22 protein-coding genes are annotated in these 25144 nt (G+C 71.6%); 15 read left to right on the top strand and 7 right to left on the bottom strand.

The features are described 5' to 3' along the window. Positions 1-219 precede the first annotated feature (219 nt). Positions 220-990, bottom strand: a complete 771-nt coding sequence (locus DA085_RS20210) for an SDR family NAD(P)-dependent oxidoreductase (protein ID WP_109474790.1) — start codon at positions 988-990, stop codon at positions 220-222. 88 nt (positions 991-1078) lie between these two features. On the opposite strand from DA085_RS20210, the gene DA085_RS20205 reads away from it, so the two are divergent. The 4 genes from DA085_RS20205 to DA085_RS20190 are packed head-to-tail and all read left to right on the top strand — an operon-like array spanning position 1079 to position 8661. Then, a complete protein-coding gene (locus DA085_RS20205; RefSeq protein WP_109474789.1) occupies positions 1079-3445 on the top strand; it encodes a bifunctional salicylyl-CoA 5-hydroxylase/oxidoreductase in 2367 nt (788 codons plus the stop codon). Then, on the top strand, positions 3442-5586 hold the full coding sequence (locus tag DA085_RS20200; protein WP_109474806.1) for an acetate--CoA ligase family protein: 2145 nt from the start codon (positions 3442-3444) through the stop codon (positions 5584-5586). Before DA085_RS20205 ends, DA085_RS20200 begins: the two co-directional genes overlap by 4 nt. A gap of 4 nt (positions 5587-5590) precedes the next feature. After that, complete coding sequence (locus DA085_RS20195; protein WP_109474788.1) at positions 5591-7129, top strand: AMP-binding protein; 1539 nt, start codon at positions 5591-5593, stop codon at positions 7127-7129. Further along, positions 7126-8661, top strand: a complete 1536-nt coding sequence (locus tag DA085_RS20190; protein ID WP_109474787.1) for an acyl-CoA mutase large subunit family protein — start codon at positions 7126-7128, stop codon at positions 8659-8661. Before DA085_RS20195 ends, DA085_RS20190 begins: the two co-directional genes overlap by 4 nt. Before the next feature lie 39 nt (positions 8662-8700). Here DA085_RS20190 and DA085_RS20185 read toward each other — a convergent pair whose 3' ends face one another. Then, the gene (locus tag DA085_RS20185; protein WP_109474786.1) at positions 8701-9885 is read right to left on the bottom strand and encodes a thiolase family protein; all 1185 of its coding nucleotides are present in this window, start codon (positions 9883-9885) and stop codon (positions 8701-8703) included. A gap of 29 nt (positions 9886-9914) precedes the next feature. Here DA085_RS20185 and DA085_RS20180 point away from each other — a divergent pair, with 29 nt between their 5' ends. Continuing rightward, positions 9915-10658, top strand: a complete 744-nt coding sequence (locus tag DA085_RS20180; RefSeq protein WP_202619341.1) for an alpha/beta hydrolase family protein — start codon at positions 9915-9917, stop codon at positions 10656-10658. Here DA085_RS20180 and DA085_RS20175 read toward each other — a convergent pair. Further along, positions 10625-11098: an Lrp/AsnC family transcriptional regulator gene (locus tag DA085_RS20175; RefSeq protein ID WP_109474804.1), complete on the bottom strand. Its 474-nt coding sequence runs from the start codon at positions 11096-11098 to the stop codon at positions 10625-10627. The genes DA085_RS20180 and DA085_RS20175 overlap by 34 nt on opposite strands. 101 nt (positions 11099-11199) lie before the next feature. Here DA085_RS20175 and hppD point away from each other — a divergent pair, with 101 nt between their 5' ends. The 5 genes from hppD to DA085_RS20150 all read left to right on the top strand — a co-directional run bounded on the left by hppD (position 11200) and on the right by DA085_RS20150 (position 16003). Continuing rightward, complete coding sequence (gene hppD / locus DA085_RS20170; protein ID WP_109474785.1) at positions 11200-12408, top strand: 4-hydroxyphenylpyruvate dioxygenase; 1209 nt, start codon at positions 11200-11202, stop codon at positions 12406-12408. A 106-nt stretch (positions 12409-12514) separates the two neighbouring features. Continuing rightward, positions 12515-13570 carry an RDD family protein gene (locus tag DA085_RS20165; RefSeq protein ID WP_109474784.1) on the top strand — a complete coding sequence of 352 codons (1056 nt, stop codon included), beginning with the start codon at positions 12515-12517 and terminating at the stop codon, positions 13568-13570. A 64-nt stretch (positions 13571-13634) separates the two neighbouring features. Next, complete coding sequence (locus DA085_RS20160; RefSeq protein ID WP_109474783.1) at positions 13635-14075, top strand: VOC family protein; 441 nt, start codon at positions 13635-13637, stop codon at positions 14073-14075. 4 nt (positions 14076-14079) lie between these two features. Further along, on the top strand, positions 14080-15363 hold the full coding sequence (locus DA085_RS20155) for a sensor histidine kinase (RefSeq protein WP_154402270.1): 1284 nt from the start codon (positions 14080-14082) through the stop codon (positions 15361-15363). Then, a complete protein-coding gene (locus tag DA085_RS20150; protein ID WP_109474781.1) occupies positions 15356-16003 on the top strand; it encodes a response regulator in 648 nt (215 codons plus the stop codon). Before DA085_RS20155 ends, DA085_RS20150 begins: the two co-directional genes overlap by 8 nt. A gap of 2 nt (positions 16004-16005) precedes the next feature. Here DA085_RS20150 and fahA read toward each other — a convergent pair whose 3' ends face one another. Together fahA and DA085_RS20140 are read right to left on the bottom strand one after the other, a co-directional pair. Continuing rightward, positions 16006-17229 carry a fumarylacetoacetase gene (gene fahA, locus DA085_RS20145; protein ID WP_109474780.1) on the bottom strand — a complete coding sequence of 408 codons (1224 nt, stop codon included), beginning with the start codon at positions 17227-17229 and terminating at the stop codon, positions 16006-16008. A 13-nt stretch (positions 17230-17242) separates the two neighbouring features. Further along, a complete protein-coding gene (locus tag DA085_RS20140) occupies positions 17243-18199 on the bottom strand; it encodes a hypothetical protein (RefSeq protein WP_154402269.1) in 957 nt (318 codons plus the stop codon). A gap of 78 nt (positions 18200-18277) precedes the next feature. Here DA085_RS20140 and DA085_RS20135 point away from each other — a divergent pair, with 78 nt between their 5' ends. Then, positions 18278-19576, top strand: coding sequence for a homogentisate 1,2-dioxygenase (locus DA085_RS20135; RefSeq protein WP_109474778.1), 1299 nt, complete (start codon positions 18278-18280; stop codon positions 19574-19576). Between the two features lie 196 nt (positions 19577-19772). Here the strand turns inward: DA085_RS20135 and DA085_RS20130 are convergent, their stop codons facing one another. Together DA085_RS20130 and DA085_RS20125 are read right to left on the bottom strand one after the other, a co-directional pair. Then, on the bottom strand, positions 19773-20348 hold the full coding sequence (locus tag DA085_RS20130) for an isochorismatase family protein (protein WP_109474777.1): 576 nt from the start codon (positions 20346-20348) through the stop codon (positions 19773-19775). 41 nt (positions 20349-20389) lie between these two features. After that, entirely contained in the window at positions 20390-21670 is a 1281-nt protein-coding gene (locus DA085_RS20125) for a nicotinate phosphoribosyltransferase (RefSeq protein ID WP_237565636.1), read from the bottom strand. A gap of 80 nt (positions 21671-21750) precedes the next feature. Between DA085_RS20125 and DA085_RS20120 the strand changes: the two genes are divergently transcribed. The 4 genes from DA085_RS20120 to gltX are packed head-to-tail and all read left to right on the top strand — an operon-like array spanning position 21751 to position 25137. Continuing rightward, positions 21751-22482: a sulfite exporter TauE/SafE family protein gene (locus DA085_RS20120; protein WP_202619339.1), complete on the top strand. Its 732-nt coding sequence runs from the start codon at positions 21751-21753 to the stop codon at positions 22480-22482. Positions 22483-22541: 59 nt separating this feature from the next. Then, the gene (gene clpS / locus DA085_RS20115) at positions 22542-22862 is read left to right on the top strand and encodes an ATP-dependent Clp protease adapter ClpS (protein WP_109474802.1); all 321 of its coding nucleotides are present in this window, start codon (positions 22542-22544) and stop codon (positions 22860-22862) included. Beyond that, positions 22862-23473, top strand: coding sequence for a DUF2017 domain-containing protein (locus DA085_RS20110; protein ID WP_109474775.1), 612 nt, complete (start codon positions 22862-22864; stop codon positions 23471-23473). The genes clpS and DA085_RS20110 overlap by 1 nt, the downstream gene beginning before the upstream one ends. 50 nt (positions 23474-23523) lie before the next feature. After that, on the top strand, positions 23524-25137 hold the full coding sequence (gene gltX, locus DA085_RS20105; RefSeq protein WP_109474774.1) for a glutamate--tRNA ligase: 1614 nt from the start codon (positions 23524-23526) through the stop codon (positions 25135-25137). Positions 25138-25144 lie beyond the last annotated feature (7 nt).

Below are 25144 nucleotides of genomic sequence, written 5' to 3'. Positions count from 1 at the left end.
AGACCGAGGTCATCTGGCACATCCCGCGACCCTTCACCGCCACCGGCTTCGGGTGACCACCCCGCCCCGCACCCCGCCACCACCGGCGGGGTGCAAACCCATGTCGAGAACCCCCCAACACGGCCCGCCGACCGAGGACCGGCCACCGGCTGCCGTCGACCGAGACCAGACCACCCGGGCGCCGCCGGCTGAGGCCTGGCCACCGGGGCGCAGCCACGCTCAGAGGGGCATGAAGCGCCCGCCGTTGACGTCGAGGACGACGCCGGTGATGTAGGACGAGGCGGGCCCGGCCAGGAAGAGGATCGGGTCGACGATCTCGCGCAGCTCGGGGAACCGACCGAGCGGGATGGCGCCGAGCACCTCGTCCCGCTCGGCAGCAGGCATCTCGTCATACATCTCCTGCAACCGCCCGGTCAGGAAGAGACCGGGCGCCACCGCGTTCACGCGCTGACCACGGGCTCCGACCTCGCGGGCGAGCCGTCGGGTGAGCCCGAGCACGGCCGCCTTGGACGCGGCATAGGGGACACCGGTCACGGGCGAGGGTTGCCGACCACCGATCGAGGACACGGTCACGACCGAGCCGTCATCCGGCATACGGGCAAGGGCGGCCTGGGCGCAGTAGAAGGTGCCCTTGACGTTGACGTCGACGACCAGGTCGACGTGCTCCGGTTCGATCTCCTCCAGCCCCTTCGGGGTGCCCAGCGAGCCGCCGGCGAGGGTCACCAGCACGTCCAGGCCACCGAGGTCGTCCCGGACCGCGTCCATCACGGCGACCACGGCATCCCGGTCGCTCACGTCCAGCTCGTAGCCGCGAGCCGTGACGCCGTGGGTCGCGCACAGCTCGGCCGCTGCCTCGGCCGTGCCGCGCACGTCCGCGACCGCGATGCTGGCTCCCTCGGCGGCGAAGCCGTCGCAGACGGCGCGCCCGATCCCGCCCGCACCGCCGGTGACCACGACAACCTTCGACCGGAACGCACCCTCGCCCGCCATCACTGATCTCCTGTCGTGTTGTTGACGATCGTCGAGAATCCAACATAGTCTGCTGGTGCTGGCAGGACAACGGCGAAGGAGTCGGCGGATGCGCATCGCGGTGATCGGTGGCGGGCCCGGGGGTCTCTACTTCGTGGCGCTCACCAAGGCGCTGGATCCCACGCACGAGATCACGGTCTGGGAGCGCAACGCCCCGGACGACACGTTCGGCTTCGGCGTCGTGTTCTCCGACGAGACCCTCGGTGGCATCGAGCACGCCGACCCGTGGGTCTACGAGACGATGCAGCGCGAGTTCGCCCGTTGGGACGACATCGACGTGCACGTCGACGGCCAGGTCCTCACCTCCGGCGGGCACGGCTTCGCCGCGATGACCCGCAAGCGCCTCCTGGAGATCCTGCAGCAGCGCTGTCGTGAGCTGGGCGTCACCATGCACTTCCGCACCGGGGCACCGGACGTGGACCTCCTCGCGGCCGAGCACGACCTGGTCCTGGCCGCTGACGGCCTCAACTCGGGCGTGCGCCGCCACTACGCCGACACCTTCCGGCCCACGCTCGACGTGCGGGCCTGCAAGTACATGTGGCTGGGCACCAGCAAGGTGTTCGAGGCGTTCAAGTTCTACATCCTGGACACCCCGCACGGCGTCATGCAGGTGCACGGTTACCCCTACGACGCCACCGGCTCCACGTTCATCCTCGAGATGCACGAGGACGTCTGGAGGGCCGCCGGTTTCGACGCCTCGGAAGGGCGTCAGTGGGCGCCCGGCGAGAGCGACGAGGAGGCGATCAAACGGGTGCGCGAGCTGTGCGAGGACATCTTCGAGGGCCACGAGGTGATGGCCAACAACTCCCGGTGGATCTCCTTCAGCACGGTGCGCAACGAGACCTGGCGCGCGGGGGAGCGCGGCAACGTCGTGATCCTGGGCGACGCGGCGCACACCGCGCACTTCTCGATCGGGTCCGGCACCAAGCTGGCCATGGAGGACTCCCTGGCCCTTGCCGCCTGCCTGCACGAGCACGCCGACCTCGATGCCGCGCTCACCGCCTACGAGGAGGAGCGCAAGCCGGTCGTGCAGTCCACGCAGCGCGCGGCGCAGGCGTCCCTGGAGTGGTTCGAGAACCTCGGGCAGTACCGCCACCAGGACCCCGAGCAGTTCGCGTTCAACATCATGACGCGCAGCCGCCGGGTCACGCACGACAACCTCAGGGTCCGCGACCCGGAGTTCGTCGAGCGCATCGACGACTGGTTCGCGCAGGCCACTCCCGGGGGTCGCCCGCACACGCCACCGATGTTCCAGCCCTTCCGCCTCGGCAGCCTCGAGCTGGCCAACCGGGTCGTCGTCTCGCCCATGGACATGTATGTGTCGGCGGACGACGGCATGCCGACGGAGTTCCGCCTGGTCCACCTCGGTGGCAAGGCCATGGGCGGGGCGGGCCTGGTCATGACCGAGATGGTCTGTGTCTCACCCGAGGGTCGGATCACCCCGGGCTGTGCCGGCATCTGGAGCCAGGAGCAGGCCGACGGCTGGCGCGACATCGTCGACGCGGTCCACGGTCTGAGCCAGGCCAGGATCGGTCTCCAGGTCGGGCACTCGGGCCGCAAGGGCTCCACCAAGCTGATGTGGGAGGGGATCGACGAGCCGCTCGAGGACGGCAACTGGCCGGTCATCGCACCCTCGCCGCTCGCCTACCAACCCGGCGTCAACCAGCTGCCGCGCGAGATGACCACCGAGGACCTGCGCCGGGTCCGCGAGGAGTTCGTCGCCTCGGCACGGCTGGGAGCCGGGGCGGGCTTCGACGTCCTGGAGCTGCACGCGGGCCACGGCTACCTGCTCTCCTCGTTCATCTCACCCCTGACCAACCGGCGCAGCGACGAGTACGGCGGCGACCTGGCCGGACGCCTGCGCTACCCGCTCGAGGTGTTCGCGGCGATGCGCGAGGTGTGGCCCGCTGAACGGCCCATGACCGTCCGGATCTCGGCGACCGACTGGGTGGAGGGCGGCATCGAGGTCGACGACGCCGTCGAGATCGCCCGGGCCTTCCAGGCCGCCGGCGCCGCGGCGATCGACGTGTCGACCGGGCAGGTGACGCCGGACGAGGCACCCGCGTTCGGCCGGTCCTACCAGACCCCCTTCGCCGACGCGATCCGCAACCGGGTCGGCATCCCCACCATCGCGGTCGGGATCATCTCCTCCTGGGACGACGTGAACTCGATCGTCCTCGCCGGTCGCGCGGACCTCTGCGCCGTCGGCCGCGCGCACCTCTATGACCCGAACTGGACGCTGCACGCCGCCGTCGAGCAGGACTACGACGGACCGGGTGCGGTCTGGCCGATGCCGTGGCGCGCCGGTCGGCGCAAGCCGCAGGGCGGCCGCGCCGAGGAGCCCAAGCCGCGCCTGCAGCTGGTCCGTGAGGGTGCGCAGGGCACCCGTCACGCCCGGTGGAGACCCGGATCATGAGCCTGCGGCCACTCTGGGACGCCCGCGGTGTGGCGGTCATCGGGGCCAGCGACCGTCCCGGAGCCGTGGGTCGGCTGCCCGTGCAGTTCCTGCAGCGTTACGGCTATGCCGGCCGTATCTATCCCGTCCGCCCGGACGGCGCGCCGGTCAGCGGGCAGACCTCCTACGCCTCCCTCGCGGACGTGCCCGGACCGGTCGACCTGGCCATGGTCATGGTGGCGGCCGACAAGGTGTGTGGCGCGGTGCGTGACTGCGCCGCTGCCGGTGTGCCGGTGGTCATCGTGTGCTCGAGCGGCTTCGCCGAGACCGGGGAGGCCGGGGCGGCGTTGCAGGACGAGCTGGTCGCCACCGCCCGGCAGCTCGGCGTGCGGGTGCTCGGCCCCAACTGCATCGGCACGGTCGGGACCGCGCGCGGGCAGGTCAGCTCGTTCAGCCCGCTCTTCGCCGGCGAGCACACCGAGCTGGTCGCGGGGGGACTCGGCTTCGTCAGCCAGAGCGGCGCGTTGGGCTACGGCGCCGTGTCGCTCGCCTTCGAGCGCGGCCTCGGCCTCGGGTGGGTGGTGAACACCGGCAACGAGGCCGACCTCACTGCCACCGAGGTGATGGTCGAGCTGGCGCAGGAGCCCGGGTGCACCGGACTGCTCGGGTATGCCGAGTCGCTGGGTGGTCTTGACCGCCTGGCTCAGGTGGTGGCCGGCGGGACACCCGTGGCGCTGCTCAAGGGGGGTCGGTCCGAGGCCGGTGCGCAGGCAGCTGCCTCCCACACCGGCGCCCTCGCGGCCCAGGACAAGGTCGTGGACGCGGCCCTCCGGCAGGCCGGTGTGGTGCGGGTGGACGACGTGGAGGAGCTGCTGGACGTCGGTGACGTGATGGGCCTCGTCGAACGGGTCCGGGGGCAACAGATCCGTCGCGTCGCGGTCGTCACGACCTCCGGCGGGTCCGGCATCCTGGCGGCCGACGCGATCGAGGCGCAGGGAATGCGACTGGCCGGGCTGTCTGAGCAGACCCTGGCGACCCTGGACGGGATCGTGCCGGCCTATGGGTCCACCGCCAACCCGGTGGACGTGACCGCGTCGGTGATGAGCAATCCGGCCCTGTTCGACGATGCCCTGGCCGCCCTCGCCGGCGACGAGGGTGTCGATGCGATCGTGGCGTGCTTCTGCGTGCTCACCGGCTCGGACGTGGACGCCGTGGTGACCGCGCTGTCGCGGGTGCGGGAGCAGACCGGCGTCCCGGTCATCGCCGTGCGCACCGGTGCAGACCACCTCGCGCCCCAGGCGTCCGCCACCATGAGGGCCGCGGGGCTGCCGGTCTATCCGACGCCGGCCAGGGCGGTCCGGGCCCTCGCCGCCCTGGCGGAGTTCGCGACGCCGCGGGCCCGCCGGACCGGTCGTGACAGCGGGCACCACAGTCCTGCCGCCCCGACCCCGCCCACCGACTGGGCGGCGCTGGACGAACAGGGTCTGAAGGACCTGCTCGGGCGGCGGGGGCTGCCGGTGCCGGCGGGGCGCAAGGTGACCGACGCGCAGGACGCGGTGTCCGCCGTCAGCGAAGCGGGCGGACGGGCCGTCGCCAAGGCGGTCGTCCCGGATCTGTTGCACAAGTCCGAGGCCGGCGGCGTGGTCCTGGACGTGACGCCCGGGGCCGCCGCGGAGGTCTTCGGGCGACTTGCCGCCCTGGGCGGTGAGGTGCTGGTCGAGGAGATGGTGCCCGGTGGCGTCGAGGCGCTGGTCGGCAGCACCGACACGCCACTCGGGCGGATCCTCAGCGTCGGCGTCGGTGGAGTGCTGACCGAGGTCGTGGCCGACGTCGCCCTGCGGGTCCTGCCTGTCGATCGCGAGGACGTCGAGGAGATGATCGACGAGACCCGCCTCGGCCGGTTGCTCTCGGGGGTGCGCGGTCAGGGGGCCGCGGACCGGACGGCCCTCGTCGACACCGTCCTCGGTGTGGCGGCACTCGCCGCCGAGCTGCCGGCAGGTGCCGAGCTGGACCTGAACCCGGTCACCGTGCTGGCAGCGGATCGGGGGTGCCGGATCCTCGACGCCGCCCTCGCGACCTCGCCCGCCCCGGAGTCCACGGTGCGCTCCGAGCCGGACGCTGCTCGCACCGCCCCAGTCGCTCACCCGACCCCAGGAGACTGACCAGATGGACATCGGCACCCTCGTCACCCGCGCCGGCCGCCGCTACGCCGACCGCGTCGCCGTGGACGGACTGCTCTCCGAGGACCGACGCACCTTCGCGGAGCTCGCCGACCGGGTCACCCGCACCGCCAGCGGCCTGCTGGCGCTCGGCCTGCGCCCCGGCGACCGGGTCCTCGACCTGCAGAGCAACTCCACGGCATACCTCGAGACGGACCTGGCCGTCCGCGCGGCCGGCCTGGTCCGCGTCGCCCTGAACTACCGCCTGCACCCCACCGACTGGCAGCGGATCGCCACGGACAGTGCTGCGCGCGGCCTGATCTACCACGAGCAGTTTGCCGATGACGTCGAGGCGGTGCGCCAGCAGACCGAGCACGTCATCGTGGTGGGCGACGGCCCCGAGACGTCCCTGGAACAGCTCATCGACGGCGCCACTGCGGGTGTGCTGCCACCGCGTGACCCGGACGACCTCTGCGGGCTGCACTACTCCTCGGGGACCACCGGTCACCCCAAAGGGGCGCAGCGGACGCACCGCAACTGGTTCGCCTCGGTCGTCAACATGACCCAGGACGTGCTGGGCGGGCCGCCGGGGCCGGACGACTGCTATGTCCACGCCGGTCCCGTGACGCACACGTCCGGCCTGTTCGTCCTGCCGTTCCTGGTCGCCGGTGCACGGCAGATCGTGCTGCCCGGCTGGGACCCGGAGACGTTCCTCGAGGCCGTGGCCGAGCGCGGTGCGACGCACACGGCCCTGGTCCCGACCATGGTGTCCCGGTTGCTGTCCGCGGGGGCGACCCGCGACGACCTCGCCGGCCTGCGGATGCTCGGCTACGCCGGGGCGCCGATGCCGCCGGAGCAGATGCGCCGCGCCCACGACGAGCTGACGCCGCACCTGGTGCAGTACTACGGGCTGGTCGAGGCGATCCCTCCGGTCACGGTGCTGGATGCTGCGGACCACCAGCGCGGCCTGAGCAGCGATCCCGACCTGCTGACCAGCGCAGGTCGCCCCGCGCTGGGCGTCGAGCTGGCCGTTGTCGACGAGGACGGGCGTCGCGTCGCACCCGGTGAGGTCGGCGAGGTCATCACCAGGGGCGACCACGTGATGGCCGGCTACTACAACGCGGGGGAGCGGGCAGACCTGTCGAAGGCGGTCGTCGACGGGTGGCTGCACACCGGCGACCTCGGCCGGCTGTCGGAGGACGGCCACCTGTGGCTGGTCGACCGCAAGGGCGACATGATCATCTCGGGTGGTTACAACATCTACCCGCGCGAGGTCGAGGACGTCATCGCGGAGGTGCAAGGCGTCAACGAGGTCGCTGTGGTCGGCGTGACCGATCCCGACTGGGGGCAGCGGGTCGTGGCCCTGGTGACCACCCGCCAGGGTGCCCGGGTGACAGAGGACCAGGTCCGCGACCACTGCTCGGGCCGACTGGCGGCCTACAAGAAGCCCAAGGAGGTCAGGATCGTGGAGGAGCTCCCGCTCAACTCCACCGGCAAGATCGCCAAGAAGGTCCTGCGTGGCCAGCTGGAGGGCGAGCCCCGATGACGTGGGAGGACCCGGCTCTGCGCACCGACTACGCACCCGACGGAGCGATCCGTCCGGGCGAGTACCCGTACACCCGCGGCATCAGCGCCGAGCCGAGGGTCTGGATCATGGGGCAGTACGCCGGCTTCGGCACGGCGCGGGAGTCCAACGCCCGGTTCCGGGCACTGCTCGACGCCGGTGTCACCGGGTTCTCGGTCGCCATGGACCTGCCCAGTCAGATGGGGATCGACTCCGACGACCCGCGTGCCGCCGGTGAGGTCGGCCGGGTCGGTGTCGCGATCGACTCCCTGGCCGACATCGAGACCCTGATGGACGGGATCCCGCTGGAGGAGCTGTCGCAGGTGCGCACGACCGCGAACTCGATCGGCTACCTGTGGGCGGCCCTGTTCGTCGCGCTCGCGGAGAAGCGCGGGGTGCACCCCGACCAGTTCGGCATGTTCATCCAGAACGACGTGCTCAAGGAGTTCATCGCCCGGGGGACCCAGATCTTCCCGCCGGAAGCCTCGCTGCGCCTGGCCGTCGACTGCATCGAGTACGTCGCGCGGGAGACGCCGCGCTGGGTGCCGCTCGCGATGAGCGGCTACCACATCCGAGAGTCCGGGTCGTCAGCGACGCAGGAGATCGCGTTCACCTTCGCCAACGCCCGCGCCTACCTGGACGAGTGCGTGCGACGGGGGATCGACGTGGACCAGGTCGCCCCGACGCTGTTCACCTTCCTGGCGATCACGACCGACGTGCTGCCCGAGGTCGCGAAGTTCCGGGCGGCCCGGCGGGTGTGGGCGCGCCTGATGCGCGAGACCTACGGTGCCCGCGACCCGCGCAGCGAGCAGCTGCGGATCTTCGCGTTCACAGCGGGATCGACGCTCACGGCTCAGCAACCCATGAACAACGTCGTCCGCACGTCCGTCGAGGCCACGGTCGCGGCGCTCGCCGGGGTCCAGACGCTGCACGTCTCGGCCTATGACGAGGCGCTCGGCGTCCCGACGGAGGCGGCGGCGACCCTCGCGCTGCGCACCCAGCAGGTGGTCGCGTTCGAGACCGGTCTCACCACCACGGTGGACCCGTTTGCCGGCTCGTATGCCGTGGAGCAGCTGACCGACGAGCTGGAGGCCTCGATCTGGTCCCTGATGGAGGACATCGAGGAGCGGGGTGGGGCGCTGGAGGCCATCGCGTCGGGGCGCTTCGCCCACGACCTGTCGGAGGCCGCCTACCGGCTGGCGCAGTCGGTCGAGTCCGGTGAGAAGGTGGTCGTGGGTGTCAATCGGTTCCCGGCCGAGGCCGAGCCGCTGGAGGTCTTCACCATCGACCCGGGCACAGAGCAGGCCCAGGCCGACTCTGTGCGGCGCCTGCGGGAGACGCGGGACCAGGCAGCGGTCGACGCGGCGTTGGGCAGGCTCACCGACGACGTGCGCGCCGGCCGGTCCGTCATGCCGGCCACCATCGAGGCGGTGTCGGCCTATGCGACGCTCGGTGAGGTCGTGAGCGTCCTCCGGGACGAGCTGGGCAGCTGGCGTCCGTCAGCGCAGTTCTGAGGAGCCCCCCGCGCAGGTGCTCTGACGCCACCCCGGGCGTCAGGAGCGGGGGACCTCGATCAGGATGGCCGTCCCCTGGCCCACGCCGATGCAGGCTGCGGCGACACCGGTGCCGCCCCCGCGGCGCCGGAGCTCGCGGGCCAGGTCCACGACCACCCGTGGGGCGCTGGCGCCGAGCGGGTGGCCGATGGCGAGCGCGCCGCCGTTGACGTTGACGCGTTCGGGGTCGATCTCGGGCAGCTCGTGGAGCACGGAGAGGACCATCGCGGAGAACGCCTCGTTGATCTCCCACAGGTCGACATCTGCCGTGGTCAGGCCCGACCGCTCCAGGAGCTGTCGGATGGCAGGCACGGGGGCGACGGCGAAGAGCTCGGGTGAGACCGCGACCGTGCGTGAGGCGACGATCCGGGCGAGTGGCTCGACACCGAGGCCCCGTGCCACCTCGTCGGTCCCGATCAGTGCTGCCAGGGCGCCGTCGTTGATGGGAGAGGAGTTGCCTGCGGTCACCGGGCCGTCGGGGGTGAAGGCGGACCGCAGCCCGGCCAGCGATTCCAGGGACGCCTCCGGCCGCACCGACTCGTCCCGCTCGACCCCTTCCAGCGGCACGACGAAACCGTCGTGCAACCCGGCCTCGTAGGCCGCGTGCACGCGCTGGTGCGAGCGCACGGCAAACTCGTCCATCGCCTCCCGCCCGATGCCCCGCTCGACCGCGACGGCCTCGGCGCTGGCACCGAGCGACATCGTCCACGCGTCGGGGAAGGCCGGGTTGGTCATCCGCCAGCCGACGGTGGTCTGGTGCAGCTCCATGCGCCGGGGGAGGGCCTCGTCGGGCTTGGGCAGGACATAAGGTGCGCGGCTCATGCCCTCGACGCCGCCGGCGACGACGAGCTGCACGTCCCCGACGGCCACGGCCCGGGCGGCCTGGACGAGGGCCTCGGAGCCGGAGGCGCAGAGCCGGTTGGACGTGGCCCCCGGCACCGTGACGGGCAGGCCTGCCAGCAGGGCGGCCATGCGGGCGACGTTGCGGTTCTCCTCGCCGGCGCCGTTGGTGTTGCCGTAGTAGACGTCCTCGATCGCTGCCGGGTCCAGCTCGGGGTGCCGTGCGACGAGTTCGCGCAGCGGCGCCGCAGCGAGGTCGTCGGTGCGCACGTGCGACAGCCCACCCCGGAGTTTGCCGAAGGGCGTGCGGACGGCATCGAGCAGGAAGACCTCTCGTCCCAGCATGGGGTCATTGTGCCAGGCAGACTGGGGGCGTGACGGAGCTGCTGCGCTACGGCGACCACGTCGATCAGGTCGTGGACCTGCGGGAACCCGCCGAGGAACCGGTCGGTGTCGCGGTGCTGGTCCACGGTGGCTACTGGCGGGCCAGGTTCACCCGCGACCTGATGGACCCCCTGGCCGAGGACCTGGTGGGGCGGGGCTGGGCCGTGGCCAACATCGAGTACCGGCGCGTCGGCCCGGGAGCCGGCTGGCCGGAGATCCTGGCCGACGCCCGCGCCGCGGTCGACCTGGTCGTGGCGGAGGTCCGGGAACGCGAGTGGTCTCGCCCCGTCGTGGCTGTGGGGCACTCGGTCGGCGGGCAGCTCGCGCTGCTGACCGTGGATCGTGGGCTCGACGCGGTCGTCGCCCTTGCCCCGGTCACCGACCTGGCGCGGGCGCGCGATGAGCACCTCGGCGAGGACGCGGTCCTCGAGCTGCTGTCCGCCTCGCCCCAGCAGGAGCCGACTGTCTGCGTCGCGGGCTCGCCGTTGTCCCACCTGCCGGTGGGTGCCCCGGTCCTCGTGGTACACGGCGACGCCGACACCAGGGTGCCGCTGGACCACAGTCAGGAGTACGCCCGGTGCGCCCGGCAGGCCGGTGACGACGTGGAGCTGGTGACACTGCCCGGGGTGGACCATCTGGCCCTCATCGACCCGGCCCGCGCCTGGTGGGCGGAGATCCTGGGCTGGATGACCGGTCAGGCTCACTCCTGCTCGACGAGAGGCATCAGCCGGTAGGGGATCCGGGTGGTCAGCGCGATCACGGTCGAGGAGCGGTCCACGAGGGGGTCTGCCACCACGACATCGATCACCCGTTGCAGGTCGCTGTTGTCGCGGGCCACGACCCGCAGCATCAGGTCACCGTCACCGGTGATCGTGTGGGCCTCCAGCACCTCCGGGACGGTCTCCAGGTGTGCGACGACCTCCTCGGGACGCGTCCCCTGCCTGATCTGCAGGGTGCAGAACGCGGTCACCGGATAACCCATCGCGCCCGGGTCCAGGTGCGGGGCGAACGAGGTGATCACTCCCCGGCGGACCAGCCGGTCCAACCGCGACTGCACGGTGCCCCGGGCGACCCCCAGCACCCGGGAGGCGCCGAGCACCCCGACCTGCGGCTGGGCGTCCAGCAGGGCCAGCAGCTGCCGGTCGAGATCATCCAACGGCGACAAGGTGGTCATAGTGACCAGCATATGACCGGGGAGAAGCGACAAAATGTGCAGTCTGTTCACTCGTGCCGGGTTGGGTTGCCCAGCGCCGCTGTCTGAGTCACGGTGAGCGTATGACCGACACTTCCTTTGCCCTGACCGGCCAGGAGCGCGAGGCCGACCTCGAGCTCGACCAGCTCAAGCAGCTGGTCGGCCTGGTGCCCTATGACGAGACCCAGGACGTCTTCCCGGTGACCGGATGGGACGCGATCGTCTTCATCTGCGGCAACGCGACGCAGGCGGCGCACTTCTACCAGACCGCGTTCGGCATGGAGCTGGTCGCCTACTCCGGACCCGAGACCGGCAACCGCGACCACAAGGCGTTCGTGCTGAAGTCCGGCTCCATCAGGTTCGTCCTCAAGGGCGGCGTCGACCCGCAGAGCCCGCTGCACGAGCACGTCCGTGTCCACGGTGACGGCGTGTGCGACATCTCCCTCGAGGTGCCGGACGTCGACCGGTGCATCGCTCACGCCCGCAGCATCGGCGCCACGATCCTGCAGGAGCCGGAGGACCTGACCGACGAGCACGGCACCGTCCGTGTCGCCGCGATCGGGACCTACGGCGACACCCGCCACACCCTCGTGCAGCGCAACGACTATGCCGGTCCCTACCTGCCCGGCTACGTCGAGCGCACGTCCGACCTCGTGCGTCCCGAGGGCGCTCCGAAGCGACTGTTCCAGGCGCTGGACCACATCGTCGGCAACGTCGAGCTCGGCAAGATGGACGAGTGGGTCGAGTTCTATAACAAGGTCATGGGCTTCGTGAACATGGCGGAGTTCATCGGTGACGACATCGCGACCGACTACTCGGCACTGATGTCCAAGGTCGTCGCCAACGGCAACCACCGCGTCAAGTTCCCGCTCAACGAGCCAGCCCTGGGCAAGCGCAAGAGCCAGATCGATGAGTACCTCGAGTTCTACACCGGCCCCGGAGCCCAGCACCTGGCCGTGGCGACCAACGACATCCTCACCACGGTCGACCACATGAAGGCCGCGGGCGTGGAGTTCCTGGAGACCCCCGACTCCTACTACGAGGACCCCGAGCTGCGGGAGCGCATCGGCAAGGTCCGGGTTCCCATCGAGGAGCTGCAGAAGCGGGGCATCCTGGTCGACCGTGACGAGGACGGCTACCTGCTGCAGATCTTCACCCGCCCGGTCCAGGACCGCCCCACGGTCTTCTTCGAGCTGATCGAGCGACACGGCTCCCTCGGCTTCGGCAAGGGCAACTTCAAGGCGCTGTTCGAGGCGATCGAGCGCGAGCAGGAGCGCCGCGGCAACCTGTAGGACCCGTTGACCGCCGTGCCCCGGCCGGAGAGCCACCCTTGCCTCTCCGGCCGGAGCCGTGCGTGGTTGGGGTTCAGGGGCAGCGATTCGTGGCAGGCTAGGGGTTATGAATACACGTGAGGCAGGGTGGTACGACGACCCGCAGGATGCCAGTCTCCTGCGCTACTGGGACGGCGTGACGTGGACCGAGCACACCAGCCCGCGGCAGAAGCCGGGGTTGGACCAGGCGGGGGCGGGCGGCTACGGCCAGGCCGGCCAGTATGCCGGACAGCCGGGGGCCGCGGACCAGGGCCAGCAGGGCTACGGTCAGCCGGGACAGTACGGGGGAGAGCAGGGCCAGCAGCAGGGGCAGTACGGGGCACCGGGTGCTCCTCAGGGGCAGCAGGGCTATGGCCAGCCGGGACAGTACGGGGGAGAGCAGGGCCAGCAGCAGGGGCAGTACGGTGCACCGGGTGCTCCTCAGGGGCAGCAGGGCTACGGCCAGCAGCCCGGGCAGTACGGCCAGGCTCCCCAGACCTACGGGCAGCAGCCTGGGCAGTACGGTCAGGCGCCGCAGGGCCAGCCCGGCTACCAGTACGGCCAGCAGCAGGGCGGCTGGGGTCAGCCCATGCCGGGCGGCGGCTACACCGGCACCGCCACCGGACCGACCACGCCCGACGGCCAGCCGCTCGCCGGCTGGGGGCTGCGGCTGCTCGCCCGGATCATCGACGCCATCGTGGTGGGCGTGGTCTCCTGGGTGGTGTCCATGGTCGTGCTGCCCGACTTCGCCGGCAACTACCTGGACTGGATGGCCGACGGGAGCGGCGACTTCACGATGCCCTCGGACCTCGCCGGCGACTTCCTGGTGTTCGGCCTGCTGACCGCCGTGCTCGGCCTCATCTACGAGGCCGTGATGCTGAAGCTCTCGAGCGCCACGCTCGGCAAGCTGGCCACCGGGCTCAGGGTGCGACTGCGGGACCAGCCGGGACCGCTGTCCTGGGCGACGGCCGGCATCCGGGCACTGGTCTGGCAGGGGCCGAGCCTGCTCTCGGGCGTGCAGGCGCTCAGCTTCATCACCAGCATCTTCAGTCTCCTCAACGGTCTCTGGCCGCTGTGGGACAAGAAGAAGCAGTCGATCAACGACAAGGTCGCCAAGACCAACGTGGTCAAGAAGCGCGCCTGAGCGCCGCGCTGGGGTAGCGCTCCGGCCACGCCGGTGGCCGGAGCACCGATCGAGGGAGGACCAGATGGCCCGGACCGTGCAGGTGACCTTCGACTGTGCCGATCCTGGTGCGCTCGCGGCGTTCTGGTGCGAGGTCCTGGACTATCGGATCGAGTCGCCGCCGCCGGGCTTCGACAGCTGGGAGGCGGCCCTCGACGCCTGGGGTGTGCCACCAGAGCACCGGAACGACCGCTCGGCGGCCGTCGACCCGGAGGGGGCTGGACCGAGGCTCTTCTTCCAGAAGGTGCCGGAGGGCAAGATCGCCAAGAACCGGGTCCACCTGGACGTCCGCGCCGCCCCCGGCCTCGGCCGCGAGGAACGGATGGCCGCCCTGGAGGCCAGGGCCGAGGTCCTCGTGGCTCGTGGCGCGGAGCGGGTGCGCAGGTTCGAGCCCGACGCGGAGCCGGGAAGTGCTGGCTTCATCGTGATGCGTGACCCGGAGGGCAACGAGTTTTGCCTCGACTGAGGTGGTGAAGCGGCAGCCGGGGAGCGTGCGACCACCGCGCCTCGTGGTGCGCCGGACCGTCTTCCTGCTCGCTGGCGGTGCGGTGGCGGCCGCCTTCCTCATCCTGGCCAGCGCCCTGATCGCGCCCGTGGACCCGGGCGCGACGCTGCTCGTGTTCGTCGTCCTGGCCAGCCTCCTGATGGGCGGTGCCGGGCTGCTCCCCGGCGTGCGCGAGGTGCAGGTCGCCGGTGCCGAGGCGCTGCTCGGGGTGCCGGAGGGCAGCGTGAGCAGTCCCGAGCCCATGCGTTGGGCGCACCGCTGGCGCACCGCGCTGTGGACGCTGGTGCACCAGGTGGCGGGCGCCCTCACCGGGCTGCTCCTGGTCGCCACGGGGCTGCCCGTGGCTGCGCTGGCGGTGTGGGTGCTGGGCGGGGACGAGATCGAGGTGCCCGGCTGGTCGGTCGGCCCGCCACGGTCCGTCGGCGACTGGTCGCTGGCCGTCCTCGTGACTGTGGCGGTCGCGCTGGTCGCGCTCGCGGTGATCACGGCGCTGGGCTCGGCGGCCGCCGCCTCGGCACCGGCCCTGCTGGGTCCGCTCGGGCAGGATCGGCTGCAGGTGATCGAGCAGCGACTGGCGCGCGAGCAGGAGGCGGTGCGCCTGTCGCGCGACCTGCACGACGGTGTGGGTCACTCACTCAGCGCCATCTCCCTGCAGGCCGGCGCGGGCCGGCGGGTGCTGGCCGGCCACCCGGACCCGGCCGCCCTCGCCGACACCCTGCGGACGATCGAGGACCTGGCCGGCCGTGCGGTGGCCGAGCTGGATCACGCGCTCTCTGTGCTGCGGGGTGAGGCGGTGCCCGCGGATGCCGTGCGCGAGCGCCGACCGGTCACCGGGTCACGACAGGGGGTCGGCGGCGCCGACCTCACGCAGCTGGCGCACCTGGTGGAGGAGCACCGGTCCCGTGGCCTCGAGCTGGCGGCGGAGCTGCCGCCCGGCTCCGTGAGCGAGCAGGTCCCGTCGGTGATCAGCCGCGCGGCCTACCGCGTCGTCGCCGAGGCCCTGGCCAACGCCGCCAAGCACGGCGCTCCGGGGACCGTGCGGGTGCAGGTGCAGTGCTCTCCGGGGGACGTGGCCATCGACGTCGTCAACCGCACACGGCGCGCCCCGGGGGCAGGGACCGGGGGGCGCGGTCTGGCGGGCCTGCGCGAGCAGGTGGAGCTCCTCGATGGTGAGATGACCGTGGGCCGGGACGAGGGACAGTGGCAGCTCAGGGTGAGCCTGCCGACAGGAGGGCGACGACGTGGGTGACCAGCCGATCAGGGTGGTGATCGTCGATGACGAGCCGCTGGTGCGGCACGGACTGCGGGGCATCCTGGAGTCCGAGCCCGGCATCACGGTCGTCGCCGAGGGGGAGGACGGCGCCGAGGCCGTCGGGCTGGCCCGGCGACACACCCCGGACGTCATCTGCCTGGACGTCCGGATGCCCGGCATCGACGGCATCCGGGCGACCGAGCGCGTGCTGACGCTCGATCCGGCGCCCCGCGTGCTGGTGATCACCACGTTCGACTCCGACAGCTATGTCCTGGACGCGCTGCGCGCGGGCGCGTCCGGCTTCGTGCTCAAACGCTCCAGCCCCGAGGCCATCATCACCGCCGTCCGCACGGTGGCCGCCGGGAGCCACCTGGTCTTCCCGGAGGCGGTCCGCGACCTGGCACGCCAGCACCTCAGGCCCGTCAGCTATGACGGTCCGGGCCTGACCGAGCGGGAGCTCGAGGTGCTCGGCCTGCTGGCCCAGGGCCGGTCCAACCCGGAGATCGCCCAGAGCCTCTTCCTCGGGGTCGAGACCGTGCGGACGCACGTGTCCCGCCTGCTCGCCAAGCTGGGCGCCCGGGACCGCACCCAGGCGGTCGTCATCGCCTACCAGACCGGGCTGGTCCCGCTCGGCTGAGCTCAGCGCGCGGGACTGATCGTCCCGGAGACCTCGGCCAGCCCGATGACCGAGCCGTCGGGCCCGGGTGCGGTGGCGGTCAGCGTCACCGTGTCGCCGTCCTCGAGGAAGGCCCGGGTCGTCCCGTCGGCGAGCGTCAGCGGCTCGGTGCCGTTCCAGGTCAGCTCGAGCAGCGAGCCGCGCTGGTCGGTCTCCGGGCCGGAGACCGTGCCCGAGGCGAAGAGGTCGCCGTCGGACAGTCGCGCGCCGTTGACGGTCAGGTGCGCCAGCATCTGGGTGGGTGACCAGTACATCGTGCGGTAGGGCGGCCGCGAGATGACCTCGCCGTTGAGGCGCACCTCCATGGCGAGGTCCAGGCCGTATGCCGTGTGCTCCGGGCCGCGCAGGTAGTCCAGGGGGACGGGGGTCTGGTCGGTGAGTGGGACGCGGGCGTGCTCCAGCGCAGCCAGGGGCGTGACCCAGGCCGCGACCGAGCTGGCGAAGGACTTGCCGAGGAACGGGCCGAGGGGGACGTACTCCCACGCCTGGATGTCGCGGGCGGACCAGTCGTTGAACATCGCGACGCCGAACAGGTGCTCGTCGGCCTCCTCGACGGCGACGCGCTGCCCCAGCTCGGTCGCGCCACCGACGACGAAGCCGAGCTCGCACTCGATGTCGAGCTTGGTGCTCGGCCCGAAGGCGGGTGCCGGGTCGGCCGGTGTCCGCCGCTGCCCGCAGGGCCGCACGATCTCGGTGCCGGAGACGACGACGGTCGAGGCGCGACCGTGGTAGCCGATGGGCAGGTGCTTCCAGTTCGGCGTGAGCGCCTCACCGTCGGGCCGGAAGATGCGTCCGACGTTGGTCGCGTGGTGCTCGCTGGCGTAGAAGTCGACGTAGTCGGCGACCGCGATCGGCAGGTGCAGCGTCGCGGCAGCCAGGTCGTGGACGTGTCCCCGGACCTCCTCGACCCGGCCCGGGTCGGTGAGGGCGGCGGTCAGCCAGTCCCGCACCGCGGCCCAGGTCTGCGCACCCGCACCGAGCAGGCCGTTCAGGGTCGGCCCCGCGACGGCGCCCGCCCACTCGACGCCCGTGGCGGCGGCGATCGCGGCCAGGTCCAGCACCTGGTCGCCGATGCGCACCCCCACGCGGTGCTCCGGCCGCTCAGCCGTGCTGAACACGCCGTAGGGCAGGTGGTGCGGACCGAACGGGTGGTCTGCGGGCACGTCGAGCCAGGCGGCAGTGGTCATGGAGCTCCTCCGGTCACGGGTGGATGGGGTCGGTCGGGGGCCGCACGGCGAGCAGGTTGAGGCTGGTCAGCTCCCCGATCGGGTCGAGCACCCCGCAGCAGCCGTATGACGTGAAGTGCGACCGCAGTCCACTCACCTGGTCCTCGGTCAGGTCGGCGGTGCGCTGGACCAACCAGTCGGCGTCGTCCTCGGTGAGGGTGCTGACCACCCGCTCCAGCGCCGTCCCTCCCTCGGCGTCGGACCCGGCGACGGCACCGCGCGCGTGCTCCTCCGCGATGTCCGTGGCCAGCAGGACGTTCAGCAGGCCGTGCTGCACCTCCGTGCCGCCACCGGCCAGGGCGACCTCGGTCCGGACCGCATGGTGCAGGCCTCCGGTGAGCTTGAACGGCAGGTCACGGCGCACGCAGGCCAGGAGGAAACCACCCAGCACCGGGGGCGGAGGCAACGGCGTGTCCGGCGTCGACTGGGTGCGCAGCTTGGCCCGGACGCGGTGGCCCGCGGACGCGGCCCCAGCCACCTCAGCCAGCTGGGGGACGAGGTGCTCCAGCGAGCTGTCGACCTCGACCGCGACCGGCAGACCGAGGTCCAGCGCGTCGCGCCAGCCCGGCCCGTGGGCCACCTCGACGCCGGTCAGCACGACCTCGCCCGGCACCTCGTCCGTGAGCCGCCTGACCGCCTCGCCGAGGACGCCAGGTGGCGTGCCCCGACGCGCGATGAGCCCGACCTCGAGCGGGGCCGTCCGAGGATCGACTGCGCCGGCCCCGGTGGTCTGATCGCCACGGAGCACGTCGATGAGGTCACCGACGGCCCCGGCGCCGATGAGCAGCGGCCCGACCAGCTCGGCATACGGGCCCGTCCGTCGCTGACGGAACTCCGCGACCGCCACCTCGACCGGGGCCAGGCCCGGAGGGAAGACGGCAGCGTCGTCGAGCAGGCGGCGGAACAGCCTCGTGGACACTCCCATTGACACGCTCGGCACGCTACTGCATGGTGAGGACAGACCCGACACAACCGTCCGATAACCGGACAATCTCCCGAGGAGTCCGCCGTGGCCCACTACCGCAGCGTCGGCAGCGTGCCGCCCAAGCGTCACACCCAGCACCGCACCCCCGACGGCGGGCTCTACTACGAGGAGCTGATGGGGGAGGAGGGGTTCTCCAGCGACTCCTCGCTGCTCTACCACCGCAACATCCCCTCGGCGATCGCCGACGCCCGGGTCTGGGAGCTCGGTGACATGTCGACGGTGCCGAACCACCCGATCACGCCGCGACACCTCAAGCTGCACGACCTGTTCGGTGAGGGGGACACGGGCGTGGACGTGGTCACCGGTCGACGGCTGGTGCTCGGCAACGGCGACGTGCGCCTGCTCTACGTCGTGGCCGACACGGCCAGCCCGTGGTACCGCAACGGGATCGGGGACGAGTGCGTCTACATCGAGCGTGGCGGCGCCCGCGTGGAGACGGTCTTCGGAGCGTTCGAGGTGGGGCAGGGCGACTACCTGATGATCCCGCGGGCCACGACGCACCGGTGGATCCCGCGGGTCGCGGGTGACGAGGGCTTCAGCGAGCCGCTGCGGGCCTACTGCATCGAGGCCAACAGCCACATCACCCCGCCCAAGCGCTACCTGTCCCGGTTCGGTCAGCTGCTGGAGCACGCCCCCTACTGCGAGCGGGACCTGCGCACCCCGCAGGAGACCCTGCTGGCCGAGGACATCGGGGTGGACCCGGCCGAGCACACGGACGTCTACCTCAAGCACCGCGGCGGTGGGGAGCACTCCACCGGCGGCCTGGTCGGCACCATCTACACCTATCCGTTCCACCCGCTGGACGTGGTCGGCTGGGACGGTTGCCTCTACCCCTACGTCTTCAACGTCGCCGACTTCGAGCCCATCACCGGACGCGTGCACCAGCCGCCGCCGGTGCACCAGGTCTTCGAGGGCTACAACTTCGTCATCTGCAACTTCGTGCCCCGCAAGGTCGACTACCACCCGCTGTCGATCCCGGTGCCCTACTACCACTCCAACGTGGACTCCGACGAGATCATGTTCTATGTCGACGGCGACTACGAGGCGCGCAAGGGCTCGGGCATCGGCAAGGGGTCGATCTCGGTCCACCCCGGTGGCCACGCCCACGGCCCCCAGCCCGGTGCCACGGAGAAGTCGATCGGCGTGGACTACTTCGACGAGCTCGCCGTCATGGTCGACACCTTCCGGCCACTCGAGCTCGGGGAGGGCGGCCGCGCCGTCGACGACGGGCTCTACGCGAGGTCCTGGGTCAAGGGGCTGGCCGGTCCCGGGCAGCCGGGACAGGGCACCCCGGGCGAGGGCGAGGTGTTCAGCACGAGCTAGGGGGGTGCCCTTCGCGCGGCGGTGCCCCCCAGCGGCGCGAGGTCGCCCCGGTCAGGGCGCTAGTCTCGGTTGGACGACCTCGGCGACAGGAGCACCATGCAGACCCTCATCGACTCGGCCATCTTCATCGTCATCTTCGTGCTCGTCTTCTGGGGCTTCTACGCGCTCTTCAGGCGCCGGAGCTGACGGCAGCGACTCAGTCGCTGACCCGGACGCCGGCCGCGCGCATCTCCTCGAGCGCCGCCTCCGTGGTCTCCGGCGCGACGCCCGCGGTCAGACCCAGCAGCACGGTGGTGTCCAGCTCCTCGGCCCGCGCGTCCAGGGCCGTGGCGCGCACGCAGTGGTCCGTGGCGATGCCGACGACGTCGACCTCCGTCACGTCCCGCTCCCGCAGCCACTCGGCCAGTCCGATCTGGACGCCGTGCACCTCGGCGCTGCCCTCGAACCCCGAGTAGGCCGCGGCGTGCTGGCCCTTGCGGAAGACCGCCTGCACATGGTCCAGGGCACCGGCCAGCTCGGGGCGGAACTCGGCACCGGCGGTGCCGGCCTCGCAGTGCACCGGCCAGGAGTCGACGTAGTCGGGCTGGTCGGACCAGTGCTCACCCGGGTCGATGTGCCAGTCCGCGGTGGCGACGATGGCGGCATACTCCTGGCCGTGCCGCACCACGTGCTCGGTGATGCCTGCGGCGACGGCACTCCCGCCCTCCACGGCGAGGGATCCTCCCTCACAGAAGTCGAGCTGGACGTCCACGATGATCAGTGCCCGGGTCATCCCTCCAAACTACCGGCTGACCGCGGGTGAGTGCCCTCGGGTCAGGCCTCCTCCTCGACCTCGGTGCGGCTCTGCTCGTCCTCGAAGACGGTCCGGATCGCCGGGTCACCGTGGGACAGGCGCAGTCCCTTGGTCGGCAGCTCGGCACGCGACCTCTCGTGGTGCTCCCGGGCCGAGTGCGCGTCGGTCGGCACGATGACCTCGCCGGCCCGGACGAGCTGCACGAGCAGGTCCCGGTCGTCCCCGTCGTCGACCGGCGCGATGCCCACCCCGATCCGCTCCTCGTGCGCGACCCCGGTCGTGTTGCGGCGCCGCAGCGCGTGCTTGCGGCCGCCGACCGAGGTCTTGTCCTTGCTCTCCTTGGCCACACCCACGAGCTGCCCGTCGGCACCCTCCCGGGCGACCAGCTTGTAGACCAGGCCGGCCGCCGGGGCACCGGACCCGGTCACCACCCGGGTCCCCACGCCATACGCATCCACGGGGGCGGCCTGGAGCGCGGCGATCGCGAACTCGTCCAGGTCGGAGGTGACCACGATGCGGGTGTCCGTGGCGCCCAGGGCATCGAGCTGGGCACGCACCTCGTGCGCCTGGGAGACCAGGTCGCCGGAGTCCAGCCGGACCCCACCGAGCTCCGGGCCGGCCAGCTCGACCGCGAGCTCGACCGCCGCGGTGAGGTCGTAGGTGTCGACCAGCAGGGTCGTCCTCAGTCCCAGGCTGGCGAGCTGGGAGGCGAAGGCCTCGCGCTCGGAGTCGTGCAGCAGGGTGAAGGAGTGCGCAGCGGTCCCCTTGGTGGGGATCCCGTGCCGGCGACCGGCCTCCAGGTTGGAGGTGGACCCGAACCCCGCGATGTATGCCGCTCGGGCGGCGGCCACTGCGGCCGCCTCGTGGGTGCGGCGTGACCCCATCTCGATGCAGGGCCGGTCCCCGGCGGTGGCGGTCATCCGGGACGCCGCGGCGGCGACGGCAGAGTCGTGGTTGAGGATCGACAGGGCCAGGGTCTCCAGGATCACGCCCTCGGCGAAGGTGGACTCCACGATGAGCAGCGGTGAACCGGGGAAGTAGCACTCGCCCTCGGCATAGCCCCAGATGTCGCCGGTGAAGCGGTAGGCGGCCAGCCAGTCCAGGGTCTGCTCGTTGACCACGCCGGCCTCGCGGAGGAAGTCGATCTCCTCGGCCCCGAAGGTGAAGTCGGCCAGGGCCTCCAGGAAGCGACCCGTGCCGGCGACCACGCCGTAGCGACGTCCCTCGGGCAGCCGGCGGGCGAAGGCCTCGAAGACGCAGGGCCGGTCCGCGTGGCCGCTGGCCAGGGTGGCCTGCAGCATGGTCAGCTCGTAGTGGTCGGTGAGCAGGGCGGTGCGCGGGCGGTTCTGTTCGATCACGCCTAGCACTCTAGGGTGAGTCGGTGATCCTCGGGGTGTCGGTGTGGGCGTTGCTGGTGATCGCCCTCGCGCTGTTCGTGGGGACGATCGTGCAGGGACTGGTCGGTCTCGGGCTGGGTCTCGTCGGTGCCCCGATCGCCACTCTCGTCGCGCCGGAGCTGATGCCGGGCCTCCTGCTGTGCACGGCGGTCCTGCTGCCGCTGCTGCAGCTGGCCGCCCACCGGGAGCAGATCGACTGGCGCGGGCTGGCCTGGGCGCTGCCCGCACGCGTCCCGGGGACCGTGCTCGGGGTGTGGCTCGTCGCCTCGTTCACCGACCGCCAGCTGTCTGTCGCGGTCGGCCTGATGGTGCTCGTGGCGGTCGTGCTGACCTGGCACACGGTGCAGGTGCCGATCAGCCGCACCACCCTGGTGGGCGCGGGAGTGGTCTCCGGGGTCACCTCCACCGCCACCTCCATCGGCGGCCCGCCGATCGCGATCCTGTACCAGCACCGTCCGCCCGAGCAGATCCGCAGCACACTGGCCGTCTACTTCGTCCTCGGCGCCGTGATCAGCCTCCTCGGACTCGGGGTCAGCGGTGAGCTGCACGGCCGAGAGGTCCTGCTGTCGGGGCTGTTGCTGCCCTTCCTGATCGCTGGCCTCCGGCTCTCCCGCCGCGTGGGTAGGCGCGTGTCGCCGGTGCGGATCCGCAGCACGATGCTGCTGGTCTGTGCGGCCTCGGCGCTGACGCTGCTGGTGCGCAGCCTGGTGGCGTGAGCGGGCCCACCGGCCCGTGAGCCGCCGTGGGCGTCCGCCGTAGAGTGGGCGCCGTGGCCATGCACCCCTCCTCCTCGTCGACCGGACCAGCCGCCCCCGGCCCCCGGGAGGCCGGGCAGGTCGCCGTCCTGGACCGGCCCGAGGTTGATCTGCCCTGGGTCACGATCGTCTGGAACGACCCGGTCAACCTGATGTCCTACGTCTCCTGGGTCTTCCAGACCCACTTCGGCTACGCCAAGGAGAAGGCTCACACCCTGATGATGCAGGTGCACGAGGAGGGCCGTGCCGTCGTGTCGACCGGCACCCGGGAGAAGATGGAGGCCGACACCGAGGCGATGCACGGCTACGGCCTGTGGGCCACCTTCCAGAAGGACGACTGATGGCGACGACGTTCCGGGCCCGGAAGGGCCGGTTCACCGCCACGTGGGACACCGGCGAGGTCGCGGTCGTGCTGCACCTGCTGCGCCTGACGCGCGACTTCGTCGCACCGGAGCGCGAGGCCACCGGCGACCCGTTCCTCGACCTGGTCGCCGGTCTCGGCGGCACCGCGGACCCGCAGGAGCCCAGCGACCCCGCTCTGCGGCGGCTGCTGCCCCCGGCCCACCGCACGGACAGTGAGCAGGCTGCCGAGTTCCGGCGGCTCACCGAGCACACGCTGCGCTCCCGCAAGGCCGCCAACCTGGCCACGGCGATCACCGCGCTGGCGGAGGCGCTCCCGGAGGACGGCGACCACGAGCCGGACGAGCCGGTGCAGCTCGCCCTGGACGCCGACCAGGCGCGGGCCCTGACGATGGCGCTGACCGACATCCGACTGATCCTGGGTGAGCGCCTGGGGATGACCACCGAAGAGGACTCCGAGCGGCTGCACGAGGAGTTCGCGCGGAGCCTTGAGGGCGAGGGTGAGATGGACGCCGCCACGGTGCAGCAGATGGCCTACTACGACTTCCTCACGTGGGTGCAGGAGTCCCTGACCGGCGCGATGCTGGGCTGACCGTCGGCGGTGGGCTCCGGGGGTGGCGGGCCAGATAGGCTCGACCCACCATGACTGAGCAGCCAGCCACTCCTCGCACCGAGCCCCAGACCGATCCCACCGGAGCGCCGTCCGGCGACCCCGCAGAGGGGCTACCCGGCGCCGTCCGGCTGCGGGTGGCCCCGTCGCCGACGGGTGACCCGCACGTCGGCACGGCCTACATGTCGATGTTCGATCTGGCCTTCGCGCGGCAGCAGGGTGGCCGCTTCGTGCTGCGCATCGAGGACACCGACCGTGCCCGGTTCCAGGAGGACAGCGAGCAGCAGATCTACGACACGCTCTCCTGGCTGGGCCTGGACTGGGACGAGGGACCGGACAAGGGCGGCCCGTGCGAGCCCTACCGGCAGTCCGAGCGGCTGGACACCTACCGGCCGTATGCCGACCGGCTCCTCGCCGAGGGGCACGCCTACCTGTGCTGGTGCTCGGGTGAGCGCCTTGCGCAGATGCGTGAGCTGCAGCAGAAGACCAAGCAGCCGACCGGCTACGACCGGCTCTGCCACGGCAGGACCCGCGAGGAGCGGGCCGAGCTGCCCGGCTTCAGCGAGACGCCGGTCGTGCGCATGTTCATCCCGGACGATGCCCCGCTGACCTTCACCGACCTGGTGCGCGGGGAGGTCTCGGCGCCGCGCCCCGACGACCAGGTGATCGTCAAGGCCGACGGCTTCCCGACCTACCACCTGGCCGTGGTCGTCGACGACCACGAGATGGGCATCACCCACGTCGTGCGTGGGGAGGAGTGGATCTCGAGCACCCCCAAGCACGTGCTGCTGTACCAGTGGCTCGGGCTGCCGGTGCCGCAGTTCGCCCACATGCCCCTGCTGCGCGACGAGAAGAAGGCCAAGATCTCCAAGCGCAAGAGCCCCTGGGCGCGTCTCACCTGGTTCAAGGAGCAGGGTTACCTTCCCGAGGCGCTGGTGAACTTCCTGGCGCTGCTGGGGTACCCGCCGATCATCGAGGCCGACGGCTCCGAGCGCGAGGTCTTCACGTTCGAGGAGTTCAGCGCCGGCTTCGACTGGTCCAAGGTCAACACGGTGGGCCCGGTCTTCAACCTGGAGAAGCTGAACTGGCTCAACGGTCACTACCTGCGCCAGCTCGAGCCCGGCGAGGTCGCCACCCGTCTGTTGCCCTACCTGCAGACCGCCGGTGTCCTGTCCGACCAGCCCGGCCTGCCGGAGCTGGGCCGCCTCAAGGCGCTCGCCGAGCTGGTGCAGACCCGGATCGTGACCCTGACGGACGCGGTGCCGCTCATCGCGCCGTTCTACACCGCGGACGACGAGCTGCCGATCGCCGACGACGCCCGCGGCCAGCTCAAGGACGATGCGGGAGCGGTGCTCGACGCGGCGCTGACGGCGTTGGAGCCGATCGACGGCTCGATCCCCGGCACGCTGGGGGAGCAGCCACAGTGGGCCACCGCGCGGATCGAGCAGGTGCTCCGGGAGGCCCTCGTCGAGGGCCTGGGACTGAAGCCGCGGTTCGCCTTCGGGCCGCTGCGCACGGCGGTCTCCGGGCAGCGCGTCTCACCTCCCCTCTTCGAGTCGATGGAGGTCCTGGGCAAGGCCTCCACCATGGCCCGGCTCACCCGTCTGCGGGACGAGCTCGCAGCGCCGGCAGGCGATTTGGGGTGAGCCACTC

Origin of the sequence: Ornithinimicrobium cavernae (assembly GCF_003121625.1) — a bacterium.
GTDB lineage: Bacteria > Actinomycetota > Actinomycetes > Actinomycetales > Dermatophilaceae > Ornithinicoccus > Ornithinicoccus cavernae.
This window is presented reverse-complemented; position numbering and strand designations above follow the sequence as displayed.

What these genes read in the sequence shown, in the direction of transcription:
- DA085_RS20210 (WP_109474790.1), bottom strand. Translation starts at nt 990, where the DNA reads ATGGCGGGCGAGGGTGCGTTCCGGTCGAAGGTTGTCGTGGTCACCGGC.
- DA085_RS20205 (WP_109474789.1), top strand. Translation starts at nt 1,079, where the DNA reads ATGCGCATCGCGGTGATCGGTGGCGGGCCCGGGGGTCTCTACTTCGTG.
- DA085_RS20200 (WP_109474806.1), top strand. Translation starts at nt 3,442, where the DNA reads ATGAGCCTGCGGCCACTCTGGGACGCCCGCGGTGTGGCGGTCATCGGG.
- DA085_RS20195 (WP_109474788.1), top strand. Translation starts at nt 5,591, where the DNA reads ATGGACATCGGCACCCTCGTCACCCGCGCCGGCCGCCGCTACGCCGAC.
- DA085_RS20190 (WP_109474787.1), top strand. Translation starts at nt 7,126, where the DNA reads ATGACGTGGGAGGACCCGGCTCTGCGCACCGACTACGCACCCGACGGA.
- DA085_RS20185 (WP_109474786.1), bottom strand. Translation starts at nt 9,885, where the DNA reads ATGCTGGGACGAGAGGTCTTCCTGCTCGATGCCGTCCGCACGCCCTTC.
- DA085_RS20175 (WP_109474804.1), bottom strand. Translation starts at nt 11,098, where the DNA reads ATGACCACCTTGTCGCCGTTGGATGATCTCGACCGGCAGCTGCTGGCC.
- hppD (WP_109474785.1), top strand. Translation starts at nt 11,200, where the DNA reads ATGACCGACACTTCCTTTGCCCTGACCGGCCAGGAGCGCGAGGCCGAC.
- DA085_RS20165 (WP_109474784.1), top strand. Translation starts at nt 12,515, where the DNA reads ATGAATACACGTGAGGCAGGGTGGTACGACGACCCGCAGGATGCCAGT.
- DA085_RS20160 (WP_109474783.1), top strand. Translation starts at nt 13,635, where the DNA reads ATGGCCCGGACCGTGCAGGTGACCTTCGACTGTGCCGATCCTGGTGCG.
- fahA (WP_109474780.1), bottom strand. Translation starts at nt 17,229, where the DNA reads ATGACCACTGCCGCCTGGCTCGACGTGCCCGCAGACCACCCGTTCGGT.
- DA085_RS20130 (WP_109474777.1), bottom strand. Translation starts at nt 20,348, where the DNA reads ATGACCCGGGCACTGATCATCGTGGACGTCCAGCTCGACTTCTGTGAG.
- DA085_RS20125 (WP_237565636.1), bottom strand. Translation starts at nt 21,670, where the DNA reads ATGCTGCAGGCCACCCTGGCCAGCGGCCACGCGGACCGGCCCTGCGTC.
- clpS (WP_109474802.1), top strand. Translation starts at nt 22,542, where the DNA reads ATGCACCCCTCCTCCTCGTCGACCGGACCAGCCGCCCCCGGCCCCCGG.
- DA085_RS20110 (WP_109474775.1), top strand. Translation starts at nt 22,862, where the DNA reads ATGGCGACGACGTTCCGGGCCCGGAAGGGCCGGTTCACCGCCACGTGG.
- gltX (WP_109474774.1), top strand. Translation starts at nt 23,524, where the DNA reads ATGACTGAGCAGCCAGCCACTCCTCGCACCGAGCCCCAGACCGATCCC.